This is a genomic window from Paenibacillus sp. MT124, from assembly GCF_058792755.1.
Genome location: NZ_CM179500.1, coordinates 5,767,833 through 5,792,405 on the forward strand (window position 1 = coordinate 5,767,833; position 24,573 = coordinate 5,792,405).

A 24,573-nucleotide genomic window follows, 5' to 3' on the forward strand; every position below is an offset into this window, starting at 1 on the left:
TATTTTATAACAGCATTTTGCATTTTTCGACGAATTTTGCCCTGAATTTCTGACGTGCAGGGTTAATAAAAGTTTACCATTGTTTGAGATTTTTCGTAAAGGATTATCGTAAACTTTACAGATGTTCCTTGAACAACAATAAAATAAAAAATCCTCTCCGGCCGAAGCCGGAAAGGATCATAAACCATTTCTCAGGTTTGAAATTTGCTTATTTGGTTTCGATTTCCTCATTGGAAGGAACAACAGCTTCCTTTTTGGTTACAGACAGTGCACCATTCTCTTCGTCGATCAACAACGAATCGCCTTTGGTTACCGTACCTGTAAGCAATTCTTCAGACAATTTGTCTTCGATATGCTTCTGGATTGCCCGGCGAAGCGGACGAGCACCGTAAGCTGGATCGAAGCCAGCTTTGGCCAGGAAGGCCTTGGCGTTGTCTGTAAGCTCGAAGTCGACTTCGTATTCACGCAGACGTTTCCGGAGCTCCTCGCTCATGAGGGAGACAATCTCAGCAATGTGTTTCTCTTCAAGAGAGTGGAATACGATGATCTCATCAATCCGGTTAAGGAACTCTGGACGGAAGCTTTTCTTCAGCTCATCCATGACTTTACCCTTCATGTTATCGTAATCCGCACCTGCATCTACAACTGCTGTGAAGCCGAGTGTAGAGTTACGTTTAATCGCTTCGGCACCCACGTTGGATGTCAGAATGATCAATGTGTTGCGGAAGTCCACGACACGACCTTTGGAGTCTGTCAGACGACCATCCTCAAGCACTTGCAGCAAGATGTTGAATACTTCCGGATGTGCTTTCTCGATCTCGTCGAGCAGGACTACGGAATACGGTTTGCGACGAACTTTCTCTGTCAACTGACCGCCTTCTTCGTAACCAACATATCCTGGAGGCGCTCCAACGAGTCTTGAAGTCGAGTGCTTCTCACCATACTCGGACATGTCGATCCGGATCACTGCATTTTCATCGCCGAACATCGCTTCGGCAAGCGCACGAGCCAGCTCCGTTTTACCTACCCCTGTAGGACCGAGGAAGATGAAGGATCCCATTGGACGTTTTGGATCTTTCAATCCAGCACGAGCACGGCGAACCGCACGGCTGACTGATTTCACGGCTTCATCCTGACCGATGACACGTTCATGCAGGATAGATTCCAGATTCATCAGGCGTTGAGTCTCTTCTTCTTTCAGCTTGTTTACCGGAATTCCTGTCCAGTTGGCTACCACTTGTGCGATATCCTCAGGCGTTACTTCGGAATCGGTACGACCTTGTTTTTCTTTCCATTGGTTCTTCGTTACATCCAGCTCTTCACGGATTTTTTGTTCCGTATCACGCAGAGCTGCTGCTTTTTCGAACTCCTGGCTTTGGACCGCTGCGTCTTTTTCCTTACGGATATCTTCGAGACGGCTTTCCAGTTGTTTAAGGTTCGGCGGAATGGTGTATGAGTTCAATCTTACTTTGGAACCCGCTTCATCAATCAGGTCAATCGCTTTGTCTGGCAGGAAACGATCTGTGATGTAACGGTCAGACAATTTAACCGCCTGTACAATCGCTTCATCCGTAATTTTCACACGGTGGTGAGCTTCATAACGATCACGCAATCCGTGCAAAATTTGAATGGCTTCTTCCGGAGAAGGCTGATCTACGGTAATCGGTTGGAAACGACGCTCAAGCGCTGCATCCTTCTCGATATATTTGCGGTATTCATCCAAGGTAGTTGCACCGATGCATTGCAATTCTCCACGAGCCAGAGCCGGTTTCAAAATGTTTGAAGCATCAATGGCGCCCTCAGCTCCGCCTGCACCGATCAGGGTGTGCAATTCGTCGATGAACAGGACAATGTTACCTGCCTGACGAATCTCATCCATGATTTTTTTCAAGCGATCCTCAAACTCACCACGGTACTTCGTTCCGGCAACAACAGAGCCCATATCCAGGGTCATGACACGTTTGTCGCGCAATGTCTCCGGAATTTCGTTGGCGATGATTTTCTGTGCAAGACCTTCAGCAATCGCTGTTTTACCTACACCAGGTTCACCGATCAATACCGGGTTGTTCTTGGTACGACGGCTCAATACTTGAATGACACGCTCAATTTCTTTACTGCGGCCGATAACCGGATCCAGGTTGTTCTCCTTCGCATATGCGGTAAGATCACGTGCCAGACTGTCCAGTGTTGGTGTGCTTACATTAGCAGGCGTTCCATTATGACTGGATACAGCCTCACTGCTGCCAAGCAATTGCAGCACTTGTTGACGTGCTTTGTTCAAACTAATACCAAGGTTGTTCAGCACGCGTGCTGCAACGCCCTCGCCTTCTCGAATCAATCCGAGCAGGATATGCTCTGTTCCTACATAGGTGTGGCCTAATTTGCGAGCCTCATCCATGGACAGTTCAATTACTTTTTTCGCACGTGGCGTATATGCAATGTTCGTAGGTTGCTCTTGGCCGCGGCCAATCAGCGTTTCTACTTCATCTTGAATTTTTTCCAATCCGAGTCCCAGGCCGATCAGCGCTTTGGCTGCGATGCCTTCGCCTTCACGAATGAGGCCGAGCAAAATGTGCTCTGTACCGATGTTATTATGACCGAGACGGACAGCTTCTTCCTGCGCGAGTGCGAGCACCTTTTGGGCCCGTTCCGTAAATCTTCCAAACATCATATCTCCTGCACCTCCATGGTTTTGGATAAAACGTGGGCCTTGATCAAGATCCCGCCGTATAATTCATATCATTCTTGTTTGCAGCCATGCTGCGAATAAAGTCATTTGGCATTTAGTCCAATGCCCGTTTTATATAAAGCCGCAGATGCGGCATGAAACCTTTAATATTAAATCTGAAGAAAACAATTACTAGGATTGATTGGCTGCATTGATCGTATCACGAATCAACTGAGCCCGGTAGATGTCACGCTCATCTGTGCGCATATCTTCTCCGAATGTTTTCTGCAAAAAGCCTGGTTGTGTCATCACGTTTAACTCGTTCATTACCGTAATGGACAATCCATTCAACAGCCCCAGATCTACACCTAAGCGAACATCCGAGAGACGCTGCGCAGCTTCCTTGGAATCCATAATGGCGGCGTGGGACAAAATCCCATATGAACGCATCACTCTATCGGTAATCCGTAGTCTGGAGTCGGAAATCAACCGCTCTCTGGCATTACGTTCATGCCCAATCATCTGAAGCACTACGCTATGCAGATTATCGATAACCTCTTGTTCCGTCTGTCCAAGCGTAATCTGATTGGAGATTTGGAAAAGGTTGCCCATCGCTTCGCTGCCTTCGCCATATATCCCACGCACGGTTAACCCCACTTGAGAAACAGCTGTCAAAATGCGTCCAATCTGCTGTGTCATCACGAGAGCAGGCAGATGCATCATTACAGATGCTCTTACCCCTGTACCTACATTGGTAGGACAGCTGGTCAGGTAACCTCTGCGATCATCAAAAGCATAATCCACATGCGCTTCAAAAGCATCGTCTATGGCGGAAGCTTTCTCCCAGGCTTCTTTTACCTGAAACCCCGGATAGAGGCATTGGATACGAAGATGGTCTTCTTCGTTAATCATAATACTGACGGATTCATCCTCACTAAGAATAACCGCACCATTTTTTGATTCGTTCGCAAGACTGGGGCTAATCAGATGTTTCTCCACCAACACCCGCTTATCGAGATCATCAATATCCATCAGGTCCAAGGTGTGGAAATCTCCAAAGGCATGAACGTCATCATATTGAAGTACTTCGCTCAGCTTATTCAGCACTTCTTCCGATTGCTCATTGGAAGCAAGCATTGGAAATGGGTAATGCTGAAGATTACGTGCGATCCGGACACGGCTGCTAATGACGATTTCGGAATCAGCCGCTTCACTGCGCATCCAGTCGCTGAGCGCCTTCTCTGTAAAGCGCAGATTAGGCATTACGCGTCCCTCCTACTCATGACAAACTCTACTCCTGAGCTATTTCTTTTTCAAGTTCCCTGATCTGGTCACGGATCTGAGCTGCCTCTTCAAATTCTTCCTGGGCGATACTCTCCTGAAGATCGCGCTTCAGGTCGGCAATCTGCCGCTTCACTTTAATGCGACCACCAGCTCGTGCAGGCACTTTGCCCACATGGGTTGTGCTGCCATGAACCCGTTTGAATAACGGATCCAGACGACTGTCAAAATATTTATAACAAGAACTGCAGCCGAATCGGCCGATTTTGCTAAACTGTGAGTAAGTCATGCCGCACTCTTCACAGCGAAGAGTCTGAGCAGGGGGAGCCCCGGCATTTCCATTCTTAGGTTCGAAATCAAGCAACCCGGACAACAGATTGTGAATGGAAAATCCATTCGATGTTCCCGGAATCATTTCTCCCTTTTCACGGGCACATGTCTCACAAATATGGAATTCCGTCTTTTCTCCATTCACGATTTTGGTGAAATGAAGAGTTGCCGGACGTTTGTCGCATTCTTGGCACAGCATTTAGGATGTACCTCCTTGATCCCGATAGGTTTTCATTTACCGAGCAAAGATATTAACATCGCCTTTAACATTCTGGCACGAATTTGATCCCGGTAAGGAAGTTTGACCAATAAAATTTCTCTTGATACAGCTGCACGCATCAACCCGGCTTCCCTTTTACTCAGGAAACGTGCTTCTTCCAGTTGATATATCAAGCCTTCGGCAGCTGTCTGTCCAATCTCATCCCCGATGCTATGGTGCAGATGATTATGCAGAGCAGAGTGGGCCGGCAATTCGATCCGCTGTATACGAACATAACCGCCGCCACCACGTTTACTCTCGACCAAATATCCTTTTTCAAGAGTAAAGCGTGTGCTTATTACATAGTTGATCTGGGATGGTACGCATGAGAATTGATCTGCAAGATCATTGCGCTGAATTTCAACCATTCCTTCGGGACTTTCATGCAAAATACTCTTCAGATATTGTTCGATAATATCAGAGATATTACGCATCCACTCATCCTCCACTGTCTGAAACGTTAAGTCAATAAGGACCCACACGCCCCCACAGAGTACACCTTCTCAACCCATTTAACCAAACAGGGAAACGACGAATCTTGATTTCCACTGGCTTATTCGGGAGAGCAAGGACGCACGAAGGTCCTCTTGGTACTGCCTCTTTCCGATGATATGCATCGTTCATGAAATGTGTCTCATCACCGGAATGTAGAAAGAAAGCTACGTAAGTATTTAACCTTCAGTTGACTTTGACTTTCTTTGACTTTATATACATTATAGCATATTTTGTGGTTTTGCCAAGTGGGGGCACTATTCATTTTTTACGATTTTACACGAAATATTCCCCGGACACAAAAAAACCTCTCCAAAAAAGCCGGAGAAGTTCGTTTGTCTCACTGTAGCACTGTTTTTCTGAAAATATTGAAAGAAACAACAAGCTAATTAAAATTGACGTTAGATATAAGCAATTCAAGCAACTCAGAAAAAATCAAGCAGATAAGTTTCCCGTTCAGGGATTGCCTTCTCCAATGCATGAATTACTTCTGCCGGGCCATGGATTCGACCTATCTGGGCCATCTCCGATGGTCGGCGATATCCCATAAGCATTGCTGTAAGTGCTTGAATGCTGACCTTAAGTGTCTGATCTTCCAAGACGGCTTCGGATGTTTTCCAAATGGAGGCTGTCCCATTCATCGCAACATTCAGCTGCCAAACGCCTTCATTCCAAGGAGCATGGGCATCTTCCACCTGAAGATTAATCTGTACCGGTGAATCCTGGCTTGCAAAAGGATATTGCGAAATAAATTGCTCCACACTTACAATCCGCGCCATAAAATACGGTACGATCTCCTGCTGTATTCGTGGATTATCCAGTTGAAAGGCAAGTGTATCACTCGCTGGTGCCTGCAGCGTCACCTCTTCAATCATTGAATCATGATTTGCAATAAAGGTCCAAAGTGCTTGTCTGGCTTCTTCATTGAGATATACGATCTCATCTATGGCAAACTTGCGTTCCTTAACCTCATACAGAAGATACCCCTGAGCTTGTCCCGACCCATCAAGATATACAGCCTTCTGGCTGGTTCCATCCGTGAGCACCGAGTTCTCCCACCAAGAATCATCACGGACGAGGGTTCCGTTATAACGTTCCGCATAGGCGCTGTATACTTCTTTCAATATTGCAAGACCAGGATTACCACGCCGGATGGTACCTGGTGTAGTTTTTTTCGCAGGCAAGTGAGCGGTAGGAACTTTATATTTTTTAAATTCAATGTACGTTTCCCATCCATACTTCCGGTAAAAGGCAAATGAGAATGGATGCAAAAACGAAATGCTTTGTTTATTCCGGTTCATCTCTTCCAGCGCATGATTTAAAAGCCCAGCAACCCAACCCTTGCGTCGATACTCTGGCCAAGTCGCCACCCCAGCAATCCCACCCATCTCAAAGGCTCTGCCATGAATGTAGGTTTGAAAAGGGATGATATGCAGCTTGGCACCAAGCTCGGCTTCCTCATATACGCCCCAGATATCCTGTGAAGCGAATCGATGCCGCTGTCTTTCTTTGCGTTCCTCACTTAATACATACTGAAAAGCATACTGGGAGAGGGCAATACTGGATTCAAAATCCTCTGCGGTCAACTTGCGAATGTCCATGTTAATTCTGCACCCCGTTCTCTAGAATAGTAAGTGGCTCCAATCGTATCCTGAAGTGTGATGTATGTATCTTCTATGAGTGTGTCAGAGGTATGATACAAAGTCAAATAAGAGATGCGCATGCATCTCCCGGAAAGAAACTATGTAATTAAATCTATTAAAGTAAAAGCACCAAAGAAAAACAAAAATAAAAACCACCACCGAATTTCATCGGCAGTGGTTCTTTGCTTGGCAGCGTCCTACTCTCCCAGGACCCTTCGGTCCAAGTACCATCGGCGCTAGAGGGCTTAACGGTCGTGTTCGGGATGGGTACGTGTGGAACCCCTCCGCCATCGCCACCAAACGAGCATTTGTCTACCAAATGCGTTCGCGTTCCATTCGGTCCTACACATCGGTGTGGATGAATGGTTCAGCGTCTGTGGAACTGAAAATCATACACACATTGGAGTGTTGTACCGATTTTCATTTCAGAGATTATTCTCTGAAAACTAGATCCGAAACAAAACTTGCGATCAAAACCTGCATATTTGGATAAGCCCTCGACCGATTAGTACTGGTCAGCTCCATGCATTACTGCACTTCCACCCCCAGCCTATCTACCTCGTCGTCTTCAAGGGGTCTTACATACTGGGAAATCTCATCTTGAGGGGGGCTTCACGCTTAGATGCTTTCAGCGCTTATCCCGTCCGTACATAGCTACCCAGCGGTGCTCCTGGCGGAACAACTGGTACACCAGCGGTACGTCCATCCCGGTCCTCTCGTACTAAGGACAGCTCCTCTCAAATTTCCTACGCCCACGACAGATAGGGACCGAACTGTCTCACGACGTTCTGAACCCAGCTCGCGTACCGCTTTAATGGGCGAACAGCCCAACCCTTGGGACCTACTTCAGCCCCAGGATGCGATGAGCCGACATCGAGGTGCCAAACCTCCCCGTCGATGTGGACTCTTGGGGGAGATAAGCCTGTTATCCCCAGGGTAGCTTTTATCCGTTGAGCGATGGCCCTTCCATGCGGTACCACCGGATCACTAAGCCCGACTTTCGTCCCTGCTCGACTTGTAGGTCTCGCAGTCAAGCTCCCTTATGCCTTTGCACTCTTCGAATGATTTCCAACCATTCTGAGGGAACCTTTGGGCGCCTCCGTTACTCTTTAGGAGGCGACCGCCCCAGTCAAACTGCCCACCTGACACTGTCCCCGTACCCGCTAAGGGCACCAGGTTAGAACCTAGATACGATCAGGGTGGTATCCCAACGGTGCCTCCACACAAGCTGGCGCTCATGCTTCAAAGGCTCCCACCTATCCTGTACAGATCGTACCCAAATTCAATATCAAGCTGCAGTAAAGCTCCATGGGGTCTTTCCGTCTTGTCGCGGGTAACCTGCATCTTCACAGGTATTAAAATTTCACCGGATCTCTCGTTGAGACAGCGCCCAAGTCGTTACGCCATTCGTGCGGGTCAGAATTTACCTGACAAGGAATTTCGCTACCTTAGGACCGTTATAGTTACGGCCGCCGTTTACTGGGGCTTCGGTTCACAGCTTCGGGATTACTCCCTAACCGCTCCCCTTAACCTTCCAGCACCGGGCAGGCGTCAGCCCGTATACTTCGCCTTACGGCTTCGCACAGACCTGTGTTTTTGCTAAACAGTCGCTTGGGCCTTTTCACTGCGGCCCCCTCGTGCTATTCACACTACCGGGGCACCCCTTCTCCCGAAGTTACGGGGTCATTTTGCCGAGTTCCTTAACGAGAGTTCTTCCGCGCGCCTTAGAATTCTCTTCTCGCCTACCTGTGTCGGTTTGCGGTACGGGCACCTTCATCTGGCTAGAGGCTTTTCTTGGCAGTGTGAGATCATGACCTTCGCTACTGTAATTTTCACTCCCCATCACAGCTCAGCCTTACGATGTGCGGATTTGCCTACACATCAGCCTTACTGCTTGGACAGGCATCCATCAGCCTGCGTCACTACCCTACTGCGTCCCCCCATCGCTCGTAACGATTTACGGTGGTACAGGAATTTCGACCTGTTGTCCTTCGACTACGCCTTTCGGCCTCGCCTTAGGTCCCGACTTACCCTGAGCGGACGAGCCTTCCTCAGGAACCCTTAGGCTTTCGGCGGATCAGATTCTCACTGATCTTTTCGTTACTCATACCGGCATTCTCACTTGTATAATGTCCAGCGCTCCTTACGGTACACCTTCAACCCTTATACAACGCTCCCCTACCCCTGATGCAAGCATCAAGCCATAGCTTCGGTGGTGTGTTTAGCCCCGTTACATTTTCGGCGCAGAGTCACTCGACCAGTGAGCTATTACGCACTCTTTCAATGGTGGCTGCTTCTAAGCCAACATCCTGGTTGTCTGTGCAACTCCACATCCTTTCCCACTTAACACACACTTGGGGACCTTAGCTGATGGTCTGGGCTGTTTCCCTTTTGACAATGGATCTTAGCACTCACTGTCTGACTCCCGGAAGTAAGTCTATGGCATTCGGAGTTTGACTGAGCTTGGTAACCCTTGCGGGCCCCGCACCCAATCAGTGCTCTACCTCCACGACTCTGTTTTCCGAGGCTAGCCCTAAAGCTATTTCGGGGAGAACCAGCTATCTCCGAGTTCGATTGGAATTTCTCCGCTACCCCCACCTCATCCCCGCACTTTTCAACGTGCGTGGGTTCGGGCCTCCAGTGCGTGTTACCGCACCTTCACCCTGGACAGGGGTAGATCACCCGGTTTCGGGTCTACGTCCACGTACTATGTCGCCCTATTCAGACTCGCTTTCGCTGCGGCTCCGGCTCTTCACCTTAACCTTGCACGGGAACGTAACTCGCCGGTTCATTCTACAAAAGGCACGCCATCACCCCTAAAATGGGCTCTGACTTCTTGTAAGCACACGGTTTCAGGTTCTATTTCACTCCCCTTCCGGGGTGCTTTTCACCTTTCCCTCACGGTACTGCTTCACTATCGGTCGCTAGGAAGTATTTAGCCTTGGCAGATGGTCCTGCCGGATTCATACGGGGTTTCACGTGCCCCGCACTACTCGGGATCCGTCTCGGAGGGAACAGACTTTCAATTACAGGGCTTTTACCTTCTTTGGCGGGCCTTTCCAGACCTCTTCGTTTAACCGGTTCCTTTGTAACTCCATGTGAGACGTCCCACAACCCCAGAGAGCAAGCTCTCTGGTTTGGGCTGTTCCGCGTTCGCTCGCCGCTACTGACGGAATCACTATTGTTTTCTCTTCCTCAAGGTACTTAGATGTTTCAGTTCCCCTGGTATGCCTCTACACAACCTATGTATTCAGTTGTGAGTAACTGGATATTACCCCAGCTGGGTTTCCCCATTCGGACATCCCCGGATCAAAGCTTGCTTACAGCTCCCCGAGGCAGTATCGTTGTTCGCCACGTCCTTCATCGGCTCCTAGCGCCTAGGCATCCTCCGTGTGCTCTTAGTAGCTTAACCAATTCGCTCGTGTTCGAGCTGTCTCTTCCCTTGGTTTGCTGGCGCAAATCCAAAAGTCGTTCCATTCGATCACTCGCTCATACAGTATCACTAATATTTGAAACTTGTTTAACACAAGTTCAGCTAAAAGGAATGTTCTAATTCGCAATTTTCGTTTCGATATCTAGTTTTCAAAGAACAAGCTAAATAGACGAAATCTTTGGTGGAGCCAAGCGGGATCGAACCGCTGACCTCCTGCTTGCAAGGCAGGCGCTCTCCCAGCTGAGCTATGGCCCCTCAAATTCCATCAAAACTGAACAAATGGATAAGTAACGATGCTGCTGTCGCAGGTTCAATGAACCTGCGTATTTGAATGTCTTCGTTACAGAAGACGATTCTCCATAGAAAGGAGGTGATCCAGCCGCACCTTCCGATACGGCTACCTTGTTACGACTTCACCCCAATCATCTATCCCACCTTCGGCGGCTGGCTCCTTGCGGTTACCCCACCGACTTCGGGTGTTATAAACTCTCGTGGTGTGACGGGCGGTGTGTACAAGACCCGGGAACGTATTCACCGCGGCATGCTGATCCGCGATTACTAGCAATTCCGACTTCATGCAGGCGAGTTGCAGCCTGCAATCCGAACTGAGACCGGCTTTTTAGGATTCGTTCCACCTCGCGGCTTCACTGCCCGTTGTACCGGCCATTGTAGTACGTGTGTAGCCCAGGTCATAAGGGGCATGATGATTTGACGTCATCCCCACCTTCCTCCGGTTTGTCACCGGCAGTCACCTTAGAGTGCCCATCCGAAATGCTGGCAACTAAGATCAAGGGTTGCGCTCGTTGCGGGACTTAACCCAACATCTCACGACACGAGCTGACGACAACCATGCACCACCTGTCTCCTCTGTCCCGAAGGAAAGCCCTATCTCTAGGACGGTCAGAGGGATGTCAAGACCTGGTAAGGTTCTTCGCGTTGCTTCGAATTAAACCACATACTCCACTGCTTGTGCGGGTCCCCGTCAATTCCTTTGAGTTTCAGTCTTGCGACCGTACTCCCCAGGCGGAATGCTTAATGTGTTAACTTCGGCACCAAGGGTATCGAAACCCCTAACACCTAGCATTCATCGTTTACGGCGTGGACTACCAGGGTATCTAATCCTGTTTGCTCCCCACGCTTTCGCGCCTCAGCGTCAGTTACAGCCCAGAGAGTCGCCTTCGCCACTGGTGTTCCTCCACATCTCTACGCATTTCACCGCTACACGTGGAATTCCACTCTCCTCTTCTGCACTCAAGTCACCCAGTTTCCAGTGCGATCCGGGGTTGAGCCCCGGGATTAAACACCAGACTTAAATGACCGCCTGCGCGCGCTTTACGCCCAATAATTCCGGACAACGCTTGCCCCCTACGTATTACCGCGGCTGCTGGCACGTAGTTAGCCGGGGCTTTCTTCTCAGGTACCGTCACTCCTTGAGCAGTTACTCTCAAGGACGTTCTTCCCTGGCAACAGAGCTTTACGATCCGAAAACCTTCATCACTCACGCGGCATTGCTCCGTCAGGCTTTCGCCCATTGCGGAAGATTCCCTACTGCTGCCTCCCGTAGGAGTCTGGGCCGTGTCTCAGTCCCAGTGTGGCCGATCACCCTCTCAGGTCGGCTACGCATCGTCGCCTTGGTGAGCCGTTACCTCACCAACTAGCTAATGCGCCGCAGGCCCATCCTCAAGTGACAGATTGCTCCGTCTTTCCAGCTTCCTTCAGGCGAAGAAAGCACGTATTCAGTATTAGCTACCGTTTCCGGTAGTTGTCCCAAGCTTGAGGGCAGGTTGCCTACGTGTTACTCACCCGTCCGCCGCTAACCATCAGAGAAGCAAGCTTCTCTTCAAGTCCGCTCGACTTGCATGTATTAGGCATGCCGCCAGCGTTCGTCCTGAGCCAGGATCAAACTCTCCAATAAAGATGAATTTCAGCAGCGCGATTAGACACTATGAAAATCAACTGAGGTATTGAAAAGAGCGATTAGCTCATTTTGAATCTGACGATTCATTGTAAATCATAAGTTACTTTCCATTTGTTCAGTTTTCAAGGAACTTGTTGTCCGTTTTTGTTGATCGATGTCAACCGGACAGGATATTTATCTTATCATGTTAACCAACTAACTGTCAACACTCTTTTTTCGTCATCATTCAAACTCTTTCGACAATCACTCGTTTTAAGCGACAAGAAATAATATACCATGTCTGAATTTAGATAGCAAGCATTTTTTAATCTTTTTTTCAAAGAGCATTTAATATATATAAGCAGCCATAAACCTTTCTTCTCATTTTTAATTGGATGGGCATTACCTTTATAACGTACTCTAATGGAGCTGTTTGATGTGAGTGATCCAAAGATTCTATAATGAGGTATATACAATAAAGAGAAAGCAATGACATAGCATCATTTAATACGTTCTTTATTTTCACCGCTTACTACATAAGGAAGATTTACTGCTTATAACTTTATTTGAGGTGATCACTCTTGGAACAGTGGCTAAAAAAACTTCGTAAAGGGTACGGCAAGAAACTCGTGTCTCTCCACTTCTGGAATGCCTGGATCGTGGTGATCCTCGCTGTAACGGGACTAATGCTAGTCGGTGGATTCTGGCGTGAACTACTCGGTATTGGGCGGGTATGGCTAAAATGGCTGCATATTATTGTCGGGTTGGCTATGCTAGCACCTGTTGTTTATTACTTGATACTAGCGAGTAAACACTGGAAACAGCTCCGGAACAGACCTTGGCAAAAAGTGAATACAATCATCGTGCTTGTTCTGCTGGTTGGCTGGTTAATCTCTGGCATTGTATTGTGGCAATTTAAACTAGCAGGACCGAGATGGTCAAATGCTGCACTTTTGACTCATGATTTGTTGACCTGGGTGGGTCTGCCTTATATTATCTACCACTCCATTACCCGTACCAAATGGTTGAAAGATTCGACACGCCGCACGGTGAGTGCTGCCACATCGACGAAAGACTCCAGCGGCACAGCCGATTCATTGGGTACATCTGGAGAAAATACTGCTGCTGCAATTGCAACTCCTAGATCGGATCGTGCTGCTGCGACAAAATTACCTGACCAACCCCAGAAACCCGAACCCGTGTATACACGGCGTGCGTTTATTCGGTCTGCTGTAGGTGTGGGGTTAGCCGTTACACTCGGCCCTACCTTTGTCTCCTGGGTTGGACGTAATCTCAGGATCGATAACAGCATCGACAGTATGCTGGAGAACGACCCCAATCGGATGAGTCCGTTGCCGCAACCTGCGGCTGCCTCTTCCCCTCCCATTGGAGGAGGAGCTGAAGGTCATTTCCGAGTATACACGGTTACGCCCATCCCTTCCTTTTCGAATGAGAATTGGTCATTCCGGATTGATGGGCTTGTCGAACGCGCACAGGTCTGGAATTGGGAACAGTTCGTTAAGCTCGCGCGTACTGTACAGGTTAGTGATTTCCATTGTGTAACTGGCTGGTCCGTATACAAAAACACCTGGGAAGGTATTCCCCTTAAACAGCTGCTGACCCAAGCCGGAGTTAAGCCTGGTGCACACAGTGTCAAATTTTACTCTGGAGACGGGGTATATACGGATGCCATTACGATGGATCAAGCACAGATGGATGATATTATTGTCGCTGTCATGCATGATGGCAAACCCATCCCAGCAGATCTCGGTGGTCCCGTACGACTTGTCATCCCCCAGATGTATGCCTATAAGTCAGTTAAATGGTTGAATCGCATTGAACTCATCGACAGCGAACATATCGGTTACTGGGAGGAAAGAGGATATGACAAGGATGCATGGCTTACAGGCGCAGCTCAGCGTATTCCCAATATCAGTTCCTAACGTTTCACCTCCAACCCATGTGGAGAATATGAATTGAAAAACATCCTACAGATGCATAGCAAAAACCCCCGATCCACCTAATGTGGCTAATCGGGGGTTTCTTCATTTCCTAGCTTATAGGTCAGCCCTACTGATTCAAAAGACGAACGAGTTCATCCTCATCCTCAATGGTTGGGATGCCCAGATCATGCGCTTTGGCCAGCTTGCTGCCTGCCTTCTCTCCGGCAATGACAAGGTCGGTCTTTTTCGAGACACTGCCTGTGACTTTTGCTCCAAGTGCTTCCAGTCTTTGCGTAGCCTCGTCACGCGTCAGTTGATGCAATGTTCCTGTCAGCACGACCGTTTTACCACTAAAGAAGGAATCTTCGACTACCACTGCTGGTGCCTCAGGTGCCTGTGCTTTCACGCCCAAGTCCAGCATTTTTTCGATCGCAGCCTGGGTAAACGGATCTGCGAAGAATGTTACAATACTCTCGGCCACAATGCCGCCAACGTCAGGAAGTTCAACAAGTTCCTCTACGGTTGCATTCATGATGGCATGCAGATCACGATAATGGTCGGCGAGCATACGTGTCGTTGATTTACCTGTATTCGGGATGCCCAGCGCGTACAGGAACGATGCAAGGTCACGATCCTTACTATGCTCCAGCGCAGCGAGAAGGTTGTTAGCTTTCTTTTCACCAAACCGTTCCAGCTTCACCAGATCATCAAATTGCAATGTATACAGATCAGCAGGCTCACGCACACTGAGCTCATCATACAGCTGAATCGCTGTCTTCTCACTGAACGTCTCAATATCCATGGCATCACGGGAAGCAAAATGGGAGATTCGGGCCACAGTCTGCGGTTTACAAGCCAATTTGTTATTACAGAACAGATGCGCTCCCCGCTGCTCCAGTGGGAATCCGCAAGCCGGACACTGCTCTGGATATATGATCTCCTCGCCATCGCTCTCTTCCGTCACTTTACCCAGGATTTCAGGGATGACGTCATTGGAACGGCGGATAAAGACACGTGTGCCCAAGGCAAACTTCAGATTTTTACGCTCAATATCGCCCACATTGTTCAATGTACAGTTCGAAACCGTTACTCCCGCCAGTTCAACCGGTTCTACACGTGCCAGCGGAGTTACTTTGCCGGTACGGCCCACATTCCAATCAACGGATTTGAGCACAGTTGTGGTCTCTTCTGCTTCGAACTTATAGGCTACAGCCCAGCGTGGGAACTTGTCCGTATAACCCAGCACTTCACGTGTGCGCATGTCGGTGATTTTGATAACGGCCCCATCAATCAGGTAGTCCAGCTGTCCCCGATTCTCCTGAATGGCGGCAAGCTGTTCCATCACATCATCAAATTCATGGAAGTACGTAATCGACGGGTTCACTTTGAAACGGTTCTCACGCAGAAAATCCATCATCTCTTGATGATTGGCGAACTGAATGTCGTCCGAGTACCCTACATTGTAAAAATAGGCATTGAGCCTGCGCTCTGCCGTCGTTTTCGGATTCAGGTTGCGCAGTGCTCCGGCAGCTGCGTTACGGGCATTTTTGAGTGGCTCTGCTGCTGTTTCATTGTACCGGTTCAGAACGGACAGATTCATGATACCTTCGCCTTGTACTTCAATCGTACCGTCGGTATACGGAATTCGGAGCGGTACGGATTTGATCGTTCTAACCTGAGCCAAAATCCCTTCGCCAACCGTTCCGTTCCCGCGAGTAGAAGCCTGTACCAATTCACCATTAGTGTATGTCAGGTTCAAGGTGAGCCCATCAAACTTCAACTCAATAACGTAGCCAGGTTCCGGTAAAGGGTTGCCTGGATTTTTACTGTTGTAGTCATTCACGAGCTTCAGTACACGAGTATTCCAGCTCCGCAGCTGCTCGATGTTTTGGGCTTTGTCCAAGCTCCACAATGGAGACAGATGGCGATGCGGGGTAAACCCCTTCAGCAGTTCGCCACCGACACGCTGGGTTGGAGAATCAGGCAAAACCATCCCGCTCTCCTGTTCCAGGGTAACCAGTTCGTCATACAGGAGATCATATTCCTTGTCACTGATCTGCGGCTGATCCATCGTGTAGTACTGATAATTATGCTGGTTCAGCTCGGTAACGAGTTGCTCCATCCGGTGCATCGGGTCCATACAGGGCCATCCCTCCGTTAATTTAATCTATGTAGAACGAACACTCAAATCGCAATTGAACTAAGCTGACAGAACAACTTTCCGATCGCTGTTATCCCCGGATTTCTTTATTTACTTACTTTTTAAAGGGGGAAATCCGAGGATGAAAGGCTAACGGTATGCTTTCGAAGCAGCTTTCCTTAGGAAAGCTTTTAACTTCGTTTCTTCAAGTTATTTCTGCCCTCTTAGTTATTTTGCAGTATTGAAGTTTCGTTCTTAATCTATTCTACTTTGGTTATAGGGGCAAAGCCGGCAAGCAGGCGTTTCACACCGACCGGAGCCGGGAAGGCAATTTGCAGTTCCGTGTCATTGCCGGAACCTTTTACCGCTACAATGGTACCCGTACCCCATTTGCCATGCTGCACTTTATCTCCTGCTTTGAAGCCTGCTTCACTATTCGAAGCTGCGGGCTTGGAGGCAGATGATGGGGTAGCATATGTTGGACGCGAGGTACTTGTGGTCACACGGGAAGTTGGCGTGGACGAAGTAGCCGAGGAGCCACCTCTGCTCTGCTGTTCAAAGAGCTTGGCCGCACTTCCACCACCAAAGTTACTTCCTCCACTGGAGCCAAGTCCACGTCCTCCATAGGAACCTCCTGCATTGGCACCACGACGGTAACGGTCACGGGCAATGGATGTATCTTCTTTTAGCTCATCCGGAATTTCATCCAGGAAGCGCGAAGGTGGGTTCGCCGTTGTGCGTCCGAACAAGGTACGCATCTGGGCACAAGACAGGAAGAGCTGTTCTTCTGCACGGGTAATCCCTACATAAGCAAGTCTGCGTTCTTCCTCCAGCTCTTCATTATCCATAAAGGCCCGGCTGTGCGGGAAGACGCCTTCCTCCATACCCACGATGAACACCACAGGGAATTCCAGACCTTTGGCACTGTGCATCGTCATCAGGGTAACCGCGTCGCTCTGATCCTCTTCATCATCGTTCATGCTGTCGATATCTGCAATGAGTGCCAGATCGGTGAGGAACGAGACGAGCGTTTTGTCTTCATTATTTTTCTCAAATTCCATGGTCACGGAAAGGAACTCTTCAATGTTTTCCAGACGTGCACGGGATTCAAGTGTATTTTCGTTCTGCATCTCAAGCCGATATTGACTCATCTCCAGAATCTTCTCGGTCAGCTCTGTTACAGACAGATACTCCACCATCTGATGCAGTGCAGCAATCATGTCGTAGAACTCCACCAGCGCGTTCCGCGTGCGGCCCGCAAAGCCGAGATCGTCCACAACCTGAAGCACACGGAATATGGATACTCCACGTTCTCCTGCTGCAGCTGCCAGCTTCGCCACCGTTGTATCACCGATGCTGCGCTTAGGCACATTAATGATCCGGGTGAGGCTAATATCGTCGTCAGGGTTAGACAGCAGGCGCAGATACGCCAGAATGTCCTTGATCTCTTTACGATCATAGAACTTGATGCCGCCGACAATCTGATACGGAATATCAGACTTGATCAGAATTTCCTCTATAACCCGCGACTGGGCGTTCGTACGGTACAAGATGGCATGGTTTTGATAGGATTTGCCGTTCTTCACGTTTTTACTAATCTCGGAGGTAACAAAATACCCCTCATCATGCTCGGAGTCCGCACGGTATACCTTGATCTTCGAACCGCCTTCCTTATCCGTCCACAGCTTCTTCGGCTTACGTCCGGAGTTGAGGCCAATGACCTCATTCGCTGCATTCAGGATGTTGGACGTCGAACGGTAATTCTGTTCCAGCAAGATGGTCTGTGCCTCTGGATAGTCTTTTTCAAAGTTCAGGATGTTGCTGATATCCGCTCCACGCCAGCGATAGATCGACTGGTCACTATCCCCTACGACGCAGATCCGGTGATGACTGTCAGCCAGCATGCGGCACAGCATATACTGCGCACGGTTCGTATCCTGATACTCATCGACGTGGATGTATTGGAATTTCTTTTGGTAAAAGTCGAGGACTTCCGGCACTTCTTTGAACAGTTGAATGGTTGCCATAATGAGATCGTCGAAGTCGAGCGAATTGTTGGCTCTCAGACGTTTCTGGTACATTTTATATACCTTCGCCACAATGCCTTCGAAATAGTCTCCAGCCTGCTTCTCATACTGGTCAGGACCGATCAATTCATTTTTCGCAGTACTCATCATGGCCTGAACGGCTTTTGGTTCGAATTTCTTGGTGTCGATATTCTGGTCTTTCATACAACTGCGAATAACGGATAACTGATCGGATGAGTCCAAGATACTGAAGTTCGAAGTAAAACCAATGCGTTCAATGTCACGTCGCAGGATGCGCACACACATGGAGTGGAACGTGGATACCCAAATGTCGCGGCCCTGTGAGCCACCAACGAGCTGGGATACCCGGTCCTGCATCTCACGAGCGGCTTTGTTCGTAAACGTAATCGCCAAAATGCCCCATGGAGGTGTCTTGCGTGTTGCGATAAGGTAAGCAATCCGGTGTGTCAGCACCCGGGTCTTACCACTGCCCGCTCCGGCCATAATCAGTAACGGTCCATCGGTTGCCTCGACGGCTTGCCGCTGGGGGGTGTTAAGCCGTGCCACGGCATCATGTATATTTACAGGTTGCATGCATGCATGCTCCTTTCGTTGGTTGATCGATTAAGCAAAATCAGAAGGTTACACTTGTCACTCCGATGGCAGTACCATCTTCCGATCGTTGTTATCCCCGGATTTTTTTGATTCCCTTCTTCAAAGGGAAAATCCTGTGATAAACACGAACACTTCGTTTCTTCAGATTGGTTCTGCCCTCTCCGTTGTTGTGTAAACGTAATTGTGCTTAATATAAATTTTATATTTATATTAGTAGGGCAAAGTTCTATTTTAACAGATCATAAGGGGAAATTGGGGGAATGGTAAACTAAACCGATTAAACGGTTCCTTTTACAGCTTGTACCGTCTCAAGTGCCTTCTTCAAATCGCTGTACACAATGTTACCCACGACGACGGTGTCTGCAACTTCAGAGGCTTGTGCTGCTTTCTCGGAATTGTCGATTCCCCCTCCATAAATGAGATGTGCGCGATCCAGTTGTCTATGTGTCTCGCCGACCAGCTCCATATCTCCAAACGCTCCGCTGTACTCCATATATACAATAGGAAGATTGAGCAGCCGCTCTGCAGCTTGGGCATACGCCACCGCCGCACCCGTCGTCAGCTCTGTATCTGCTCCGGTCAAACGCGCTACGGTGGAGTCAGCATTCAGCACGATATACCCCTCGGCAATTAGCAGATCCCACGGTATGAGGTAACCAAATCGTTCGATGGCCTGTTGGTGGTGCCCAATCATCCATTTGCTATCCGTGGCATTCAGCACCATCGGGATCAGATATCCGTCAAAACCAGGGACAACCGCCTCCAGATCGGATACTTCCAGCACACAGGGCAGCTCGTAGCGACGCACGCGGGACATCAGGTCTACCGTGTTGTCATAGGTGATTCCCGAAGATCCTCCAACGATAATCGCATCGGTCCCCGACATACATACCAGATCGAGTGCTTCATCCGTGATTTCCCGGTCCGGGTCGAGCTTAAATACGTGTCTCCACTGCTTAATCATGTCTATCAACGAACATTCCTCCAGAGGTTCTTCTGCATCCTAAAAAGCTTGTAAACTAAGTCTAAGTCAGTAGGCAGTGAGTGTCAATGTTCGCATAAAAAGGGGAACAAAAAATCACAGACTTTTCCCTGTAAAGTGTAGGGATCGGTCTGTGATTTTGGGAGGAATGAGTATATCGAATTAATTAAATCATGGCTCGAGTAATAATGAAGGGCTACTTTTCTAAGGTGTGATTTTCCACTTATAAGTATTATGGCTTCCAGGCAAAACGTGTATTCATCTGATCCAGCTCTTCTTCCGTCAACACATCTGAATAGACGCCATATACGCCCCACTTTTCATAGTTGGCCACCTGGTCGGTGTCATTGATGGTATGCACGTAAGTAACAGCGCCCGCCTTCTTCAGTTTGGCGACGAAATTTTGATTCACCTTATATTCCGGCATGGTTACAGCATCAATATCATTCTTTTCCACAAAATCAACGACCTGTGCTTCCGTATCCTGCGTTGCATAGAGGGTATATATAACGGACGGGAACGCATAGATTTCTTTCACAGTTTCCAGCATGGGCTCATTATAAATCTGCACGACGATGCGACTCAGTACAGATGGATCTTTCTTTTTGGCAGCGTTGACGAGAGAAGATAGCACCTGCTGAATATCCTCATCTTTCTGCTCCTTCGTATCCGTTACGATATACATATCGGGATATTGCGACAGCACATTAATGATGCCATCCGCGTCCATGGGTTGGTAGATGCCCAAAATTGGGGTGTTCATAAATTCATCGTGCGTAAGTGCACCAGCCTGTTTGTCTTCAGGAAGTTCCTCTTCCTGGCCCAGCAGTTTGCTCATATTGGCAGTCCATTCATGTCTGGCTACAGCTACGCGATCGGAGGTGAGCATGAAGTCGATCTCAAACACTCTTGTGCCCTTCTCGTAATTGGCGATCATCGCTTCATAGGCATTGGTATAAGGCTGATCACGGATACTGCCCATGGCGTGGGCAATCAGTCGGTAGGCTGTAAATCCATCACGCTGTTCCTCACTTTGACTCTCATAGGCAAAAAAGAGGGTACCCACGGTAACGATCAATAGTGTAATGACGGCAGCGATTCGTTTCATATGATGTTCACATCCTTTAGGAGTGATATTGGAGGTAGGAAGTGTATAGCTAATAAGATATGACAGTGTATGTGCGGGATTTCCTTTTTGATAGCTAACTACCCGAATTGATGAGGTGTAAAACAAAAAAGCCGCCCGGAGGCAGCTGTTAAATGGTGGTACGGTTGATTAGTTTGTATCATGTTGTATTCTTATCGCTCTGGCTCAACTCTTTTAAGAAGGCGATGAGCGCCTCTCTCCACGGCCTTAAGGGCACTAAGCCATTTATACGAATGGCCATATGATCCATCACAGAATACTGAGGACGTGGTGCAGGACGAGGGAACTGTTCTGTTGTGCATGGAACGAGTACAGCAGTCGGTGTGAAGACTGTCTGTTTTATTCCTTCTTCAGCGATAGCGTGGGCAAACTCATACCATGTACACATCTCTGAATTGGAAGCGTGGTATATGCCATACTTTTCACTCAGGGATAGTTTACTAATGAAGTGAGCGAGGTCTACTGTATACGTGGGTGATCCCTTTTGATCATCGACTACCTGCAGTGTCGGACGGCTCTTTAACAAATGAATCATCGTTTTCACAAAATTTTCTCCATTTATACCAAAAACCCAAGACGTTCTTACAATAAACCACTGTGAACATAAACTCTGAACCAGAAGCTCTCCGGCCAATTTCGACTCGCCATACACAGTTTTGGGATTAGTCACATGATATTCGTTATAGGGTTGATCAGCAGTACCATCAAATACATAATCCGTACTGATGTATATGAGCTTAGCCTTCACCTTCTCTGCAGCAACTGCAATATTCCGTGTACCTATTGCATTCACTGCATAAGCGGCGTCTACTTCAATCTCCGCTCGATCCACTGCTGTATAAGCAGCACAATGAATAATGATATGCGGCTTAAACGAGAGAATAATTTTATTACATTCATGCTGATTTGTAATATCCAGCTGTTCCCTGTCACAAGCCATCACATCATGGCCATTTCGCCTGAATGTCCTTACTACATCCATTCCAAGCTGCCCAGCTGCTCCAGTAACGATCACCCTATACTTCATTTCTTTGATTCACCCAATCGGTTGCCGTACTGGAGCTGGACATAATCTTTATAGACTCCGGACTGTATACGTGCCCACCACTCCTCGTGATTTAGATACCACTGGATGGTTTCGCGTATCCCTGTTTCGAAATTATGAGCCGGTTTCCAGCCCAGTTCTGTTTGGAGCTTAGAAGAGTCAATGCCGTAACGGCGGTCATGTCCCAAACGGTCCTGGACATATTGGATCAAGCTGGTAGGTTTATTGAGATGTTCAAGAATAGTTTCTACGATATATAGATTGGTCCGTTCGTTATTTCCCCCAATATTGTACACTTCCCCGAGTCGTCCATTATGGATGACCAGATCAATGGCGCTGCAGTGGTCTTCTACATAAAGCCAATCACGGATGTTAAGTCCGTCTCCGTAAATAGGAATAGCTTCATCGTTTAAAGCTCGTGAAATAATAAGCGGGATGAGCTTCTCTGGAAACTGATACGGTCCATAGTTGTTTGAACAGCGTGTAATGTTTACAGGAAACCCATAGGTTTCATAGTACGCTCTTACGAGCAGATCTCCTCCAGCTTTACTAGCCGAATACGGACTGTTAGGCATTAATGGCGTTTCTTCAGTAAATAAACCAGTAGGACCTAGAGAGCCATATACTTCATCAGTAGACACTTGCACAAATTTGGTTACGTTATATTTCTTCGCCGCATCCAACAGTACCTGAGTTCCAAGAACATTAGTACGCACAAAGATATCCGGATTTAAAATACTTCGATCCACGTGTGACTCGGCTGCAAAATTAACTACGACATCAATCCCTTGTGACATCAAATTCTCGATTTGCTGTACACTTGTAATATCAGCGTGAATAAAGGTGTAGTGGGGGTTAGATTCAATAGACTTTAGGTTCTCTAAGTTACCTGCATACGTTAAGGAGTCGACGTTGATAACTTCATAATGTGGATGTTCGCGAAGCATATACATCACAAAGTTGCTGCCGATAAATCCAGCACCACCAGTAACAAGCAATTTCATGCTGTATCTCTCCCTTTCCTTCTCAGATCATAACCAACATGTCTATCTAAGATAAACTTAATTAATTAAAATTTAGTTCAGCATCTTTTAGTAAAGGATGCTTACGGTCTTTCTCCGAAAGAACCGGTGTTGTCACAGGCCAATCAATAGCCAAATCAGGATCGCTCCATAGGATTCCTCGATCATGTTCTGGCGAATAATATGCATCAACCTTGTAAGCCACCTGTACATGAGGTACAAGAGTACAAAATCCATGCGCAAATCCTTGAGGAACCAGCAGCTGACGCTGGTTATACTCACTAAGAATGACCCCTTGCCATTTCCCAAATGTCGGGGATGAAGCACGGATATCTACAATAACATCATATATGACCCCTGATATTACTCTCACCAGTTTTGTCTGTGCCTTTGGATTGAGCTGGTAGTGAAGACCTCTAAGAACACCAGCTTCGGCAGATAAAGATTGATTGTCCTGAATGAACGTGTGTTGAATTCCATTCTTGGATAAAATCTGTTCGTTATAACTTTCCATAAAATAACCTCTATGATCACCGAACACCTGGGGTTCCAAAATTGCTGCGCCATCCATGAGCAGCGGAATCACCTTCATGTCATCCCTCCGTTTGCTGCTGACAGCATTTCATCATATTGACTATATATATGTAAAGTGTAGGGCAAGTGATCGGTTATTGGCCTGTATAGAACTATATTTTCGACTTTTTCTTCTATAATATAGGATGGAGCCCAGCCAAATTTAAGTCAGGCTGGGCTCCACAACAAAGCTTTTATTATTTATTTTGAATAACCCGCTTTAAATAGTCCAACAAATCGTCACGCAAATCCGGGCGCTGCAGCGCATAATGAATAGTCGTCTCAATAAAGCCTAGCTTCTCCCCAACGTCATGACGCAGACCATCAAAATGATAGGCAAGGATCTGCCGCTGGTCGTTCAAGCGGGACAAAGCATCCGTTAACTGGATTTCTCCGCCTACACCAGCAGATTGCTGACCAAGAATATCGAAAATATCGGGTGTAAGAATATAACGTCCCATGATGGCTAGGTTCGAAGGTGCATCTTCTGTCTTCGGTTTCTCGATTAAACGACGGGCACGAAATACACGATCATCCGTTGGAGATACGACCTCTCCGTCTACGATTCCATAACGGGATACTTCGCTCCAGTCCACAGGTTGTACCCCTACAATCGGGGATTGCAGCTCGTCATAGACTTCCATCATCTGCCCCAAACAAGGTTGCTTGGATTCCACGATGTCATCCCCGAGAAGGACAGCGAACGGTTCGTTCCCGATAAACTTGCGAGCGCACCAGATGGCATGGCCAAGGCCCTTCGGTTCTTTTTGCCGAATATAGTGGATATCTGCCATATCCGAAGGTTTGCGAACTTCGTTCAGCAAGTCCCACTTCTGTTTGCCTGCCAGATTCTGTTCCAGCTCAAACGAATAATCGAAATGATCCTCGATGGCCCGCTTCCCTTTACCTGTAACGATAATGATATCTTCAATACCTGAAGCTACCGCTTCTTCGATAATGTACTGAATTGTCGGCTTGTCGACGATGGGCAGCATTTCCTTCGGCATGGCCTTGGTTGCAGGCAGAAACCGGGTACCCAGCCCGGCAGCCGGAATAATGGCTTTGCGGATTCGCAG

The 24,573-nt window shown here is 47.9% G+C and carries 14 protein-coding genes, 1 tRNA gene and 3 rRNA genes; 1 reads left to right on the forward strand and 17 read right to left on the reverse strand.

Annotated elements, in window-relative coordinates; translation table 11 throughout:
• Window positions 1-208: 208 nt before the first annotated feature.
• The 9 genes from clpC to AC3RCI_RS26290 form a co-directional block, all read right to left on the reverse strand.
• Window positions 209-2,671 (reverse strand): ATP-dependent protease ATP-binding subunit ClpC, encoded by a 2,463-nt coding sequence (clpC, locus tag AC3RCI_RS26250; RefSeq protein ID WP_127540917.1) that lies wholly within the window; start codon window positions 2,669-2,671, stop codon window positions 209-211.
• A gap of 189 nt (window positions 2,672-2,860) precedes the next feature.
• Complete coding sequence (gene mcsB / locus AC3RCI_RS26255; RefSeq protein WP_336784379.1) at window positions 2,861-3,931, reverse strand: protein-arginine kinase McsB; 1,071 nt, start codon at window positions 3,929-3,931, stop codon at window positions 2,861-2,863.
• 28 nt (window positions 3,932-3,959) lie between these two features.
• Window positions 3,960-4,478 carry a protein-arginine kinase activator protein McsA gene (gene mcsA, locus AC3RCI_RS26260; protein WP_127540913.1) on the reverse strand — a complete coding sequence of 173 codons (519 nt, stop codon included), beginning with the start codon at window positions 4,476-4,478 and terminating at the stop codon, window positions 3,960-3,962.
• Between the two features lie 32 nt (window positions 4,479-4,510).
• A complete protein-coding gene (locus AC3RCI_RS26265; RefSeq protein ID WP_095293442.1) occupies window positions 4,511-4,972 on the reverse strand; it encodes a CtsR family transcriptional regulator in 462 nt (153 codons plus the stop codon).
• A gap of 483 nt (window positions 4,973-5,455) precedes the next feature.
• The gene (locus AC3RCI_RS26270) at window positions 5,456-6,631 is read right to left on the reverse strand and encodes a GNAT family N-acetyltransferase (protein ID WP_492526939.1); all 1,176 of its coding nucleotides are present in this window, start codon (window positions 6,629-6,631) and stop codon (window positions 5,456-5,458) included.
• Window positions 6,632-6,857: 226 nt separating this feature from the next.
• A 5S ribosomal RNA gene (gene rrf / locus AC3RCI_RS26275) occupies window positions 6,858-6,974 on the reverse strand.
• 184 nt (window positions 6,975-7,158) lie between these two features.
• Window positions 7,159-10,085 (reverse strand): 23S ribosomal RNA (locus AC3RCI_RS26280).
• 200 nt (window positions 10,086-10,285) lie between these two features.
• Window positions 10,286-10,361: transfer RNA gene (locus AC3RCI_RS26285), tRNA-Ala, on the reverse strand.
• Between the two features lie 108 nt (window positions 10,362-10,469).
• Window positions 10,470-12,021: ribosomal RNA gene (locus AC3RCI_RS26290) — 16S ribosomal RNA — on the reverse strand.
• Together the 16S, 23S and 5S rRNA genes with 1 tRNA gene alongside form the textbook arrangement of a ribosomal RNA operon.
• Before the next feature lie 563 nt (window positions 12,022-12,584).
• Here AC3RCI_RS26290 and AC3RCI_RS26295 point away from each other — a divergent pair.
• On the forward strand, window positions 12,585-13,946 hold the full coding sequence (locus AC3RCI_RS26295) for a molybdopterin-dependent oxidoreductase (RefSeq protein ID WP_492526940.1): 1,362 nt from the start codon (window positions 12,585-12,587) through the stop codon (window positions 13,944-13,946).
• A gap of 127 nt (window positions 13,947-14,073) precedes the next feature.
• Here the strand turns inward: AC3RCI_RS26295 and ligA are convergent, their stop codons facing one another.
• The 8 genes from ligA to galU all read right to left on the reverse strand — a co-directional run bounded on the left by ligA (window position 14,074) and on the right by galU (window position 24,573).
• The gene (gene ligA / locus AC3RCI_RS26300; RefSeq protein ID WP_336782084.1) at window positions 14,074-16,086 is read right to left on the reverse strand and encodes an NAD-dependent DNA ligase LigA; all 2,013 of its coding nucleotides are present in this window, start codon (window positions 16,084-16,086) and stop codon (window positions 14,074-14,076) included.
• Window positions 16,087-16,346: 260 nt separating this feature from the next.
• Window positions 16,347-18,707, reverse strand: coding sequence for a DNA helicase PcrA (gene pcrA / locus AC3RCI_RS26305; protein ID WP_492526941.1), 2,361 nt, complete (start codon window positions 18,705-18,707; stop codon window positions 16,347-16,349).
• 298 nt (window positions 18,708-19,005) lie between these two features.
• Window positions 19,006-19,701, reverse strand: coding sequence for a heptaprenylglyceryl phosphate synthase (pcrB, locus tag AC3RCI_RS26310; RefSeq protein WP_492526942.1), 696 nt, complete (start codon window positions 19,699-19,701; stop codon window positions 19,006-19,008).
• Between the two features lie 241 nt (window positions 19,702-19,942).
• Entirely contained in the window at window positions 19,943-20,818 is an 876-nt protein-coding gene (locus AC3RCI_RS26315; protein WP_492526943.1) for a phosphatidylinositol-specific phospholipase C/glycerophosphodiester phosphodiesterase family protein, read from the reverse strand.
• 178 nt (window positions 20,819-20,996) lie between these two features.
• Complete coding sequence (gene rfbD, locus AC3RCI_RS26320) at window positions 20,997-21,884, reverse strand: dTDP-4-dehydrorhamnose reductase (protein ID WP_492526944.1); 888 nt, start codon at window positions 21,882-21,884, stop codon at window positions 20,997-20,999.
• Complete coding sequence (rfbB, locus tag AC3RCI_RS26325; protein WP_492526945.1) at window positions 21,881-22,906, reverse strand: dTDP-glucose 4,6-dehydratase; 1,026 nt, start codon at window positions 22,904-22,906, stop codon at window positions 21,881-21,883. Before rfbB ends, rfbD begins: the two co-directional genes overlap by 4 nt.
• Window positions 22,907-22,967: 61 nt before the next feature.
• Window positions 22,968-23,516, reverse strand: a complete 549-nt coding sequence (gene rfbC, locus AC3RCI_RS26330; RefSeq protein WP_492526946.1) for a dTDP-4-dehydrorhamnose 3,5-epimerase — start codon at window positions 23,514-23,516, stop codon at window positions 22,968-22,970.
• A 178-nt stretch (window positions 23,517-23,694) separates the two neighbouring features.
• On the reverse strand, window positions 23,695-24,573 hold the full coding sequence (galU, locus tag AC3RCI_RS26335; protein WP_492530019.1) for a UTP--glucose-1-phosphate uridylyltransferase GalU: 879 nt from the start codon (window positions 24,571-24,573) through the stop codon (window positions 23,695-23,697).

Excerpts from the sequence above, each read along its gene's own strand:
- rfbD (WP_492526944.1), bottom strand. The coding sequence starts at position 21,884 with ATGAAGTATAGGGTGATCGTTACTGGAGCAGCTGGGCAGCTTGGAATG.
- ligA (WP_336782084.1), bottom strand. The coding sequence starts at position 16,086 with ATGGACCCGATGCACCGGATGGAGCAACTCGTTACCGAGCTGAACCAG.
- pcrA (WP_492526941.1), bottom strand. The coding sequence starts at position 18,707 with ATGCAACCTGTAAATATACATGATGCCGTGGCACGGCTTAACACCCCC.
- mcsB (WP_336784379.1), bottom strand. The coding sequence starts at position 3,931 with ATGCCTAATCTGCGCTTTACAGAGAAGGCGCTCAGCGACTGGATGCGC.
- rfbB (WP_492526945.1), bottom strand. The coding sequence starts at position 22,906 with ATGAAATTGCTTGTTACTGGTGGTGCTGGATTTATCGGCAGCAACTTT.
- clpC (WP_127540917.1), bottom strand. The coding sequence starts at position 2,671 with ATGATGTTTGGAAGATTTACGGAACGGGCCCAAAAGGTGCTCGCACTC.
- mcsA (WP_127540913.1), bottom strand. The coding sequence starts at position 4,478 with ATGCTGTGCCAAGAATGCGACAAACGTCCGGCAACTCTTCATTTCACC.
- AC3RCI_RS26270 (WP_492526939.1), bottom strand. The coding sequence starts at position 6,631 with ATGGACATTCGCAAGTTGACCGCAGAGGATTTTGAATCCAGTATTGCC.
- AC3RCI_RS26265 (WP_095293442.1), bottom strand. The coding sequence starts at position 4,972 with ATGCGTAATATCTCTGATATTATCGAACAATATCTGAAGAGTATTTTG.
- rfbC (WP_492526946.1), bottom strand. The coding sequence starts at position 23,516 with ATGAAGGTGATTCCGCTGCTCATGGATGGCGCAGCAATTTTGGAACCC.
- AC3RCI_RS26315 (WP_492526943.1), bottom strand. The coding sequence starts at position 20,818 with ATGAAACGAATCGCTGCCGTCATTACACTATTGATCGTTACCGTGGGT.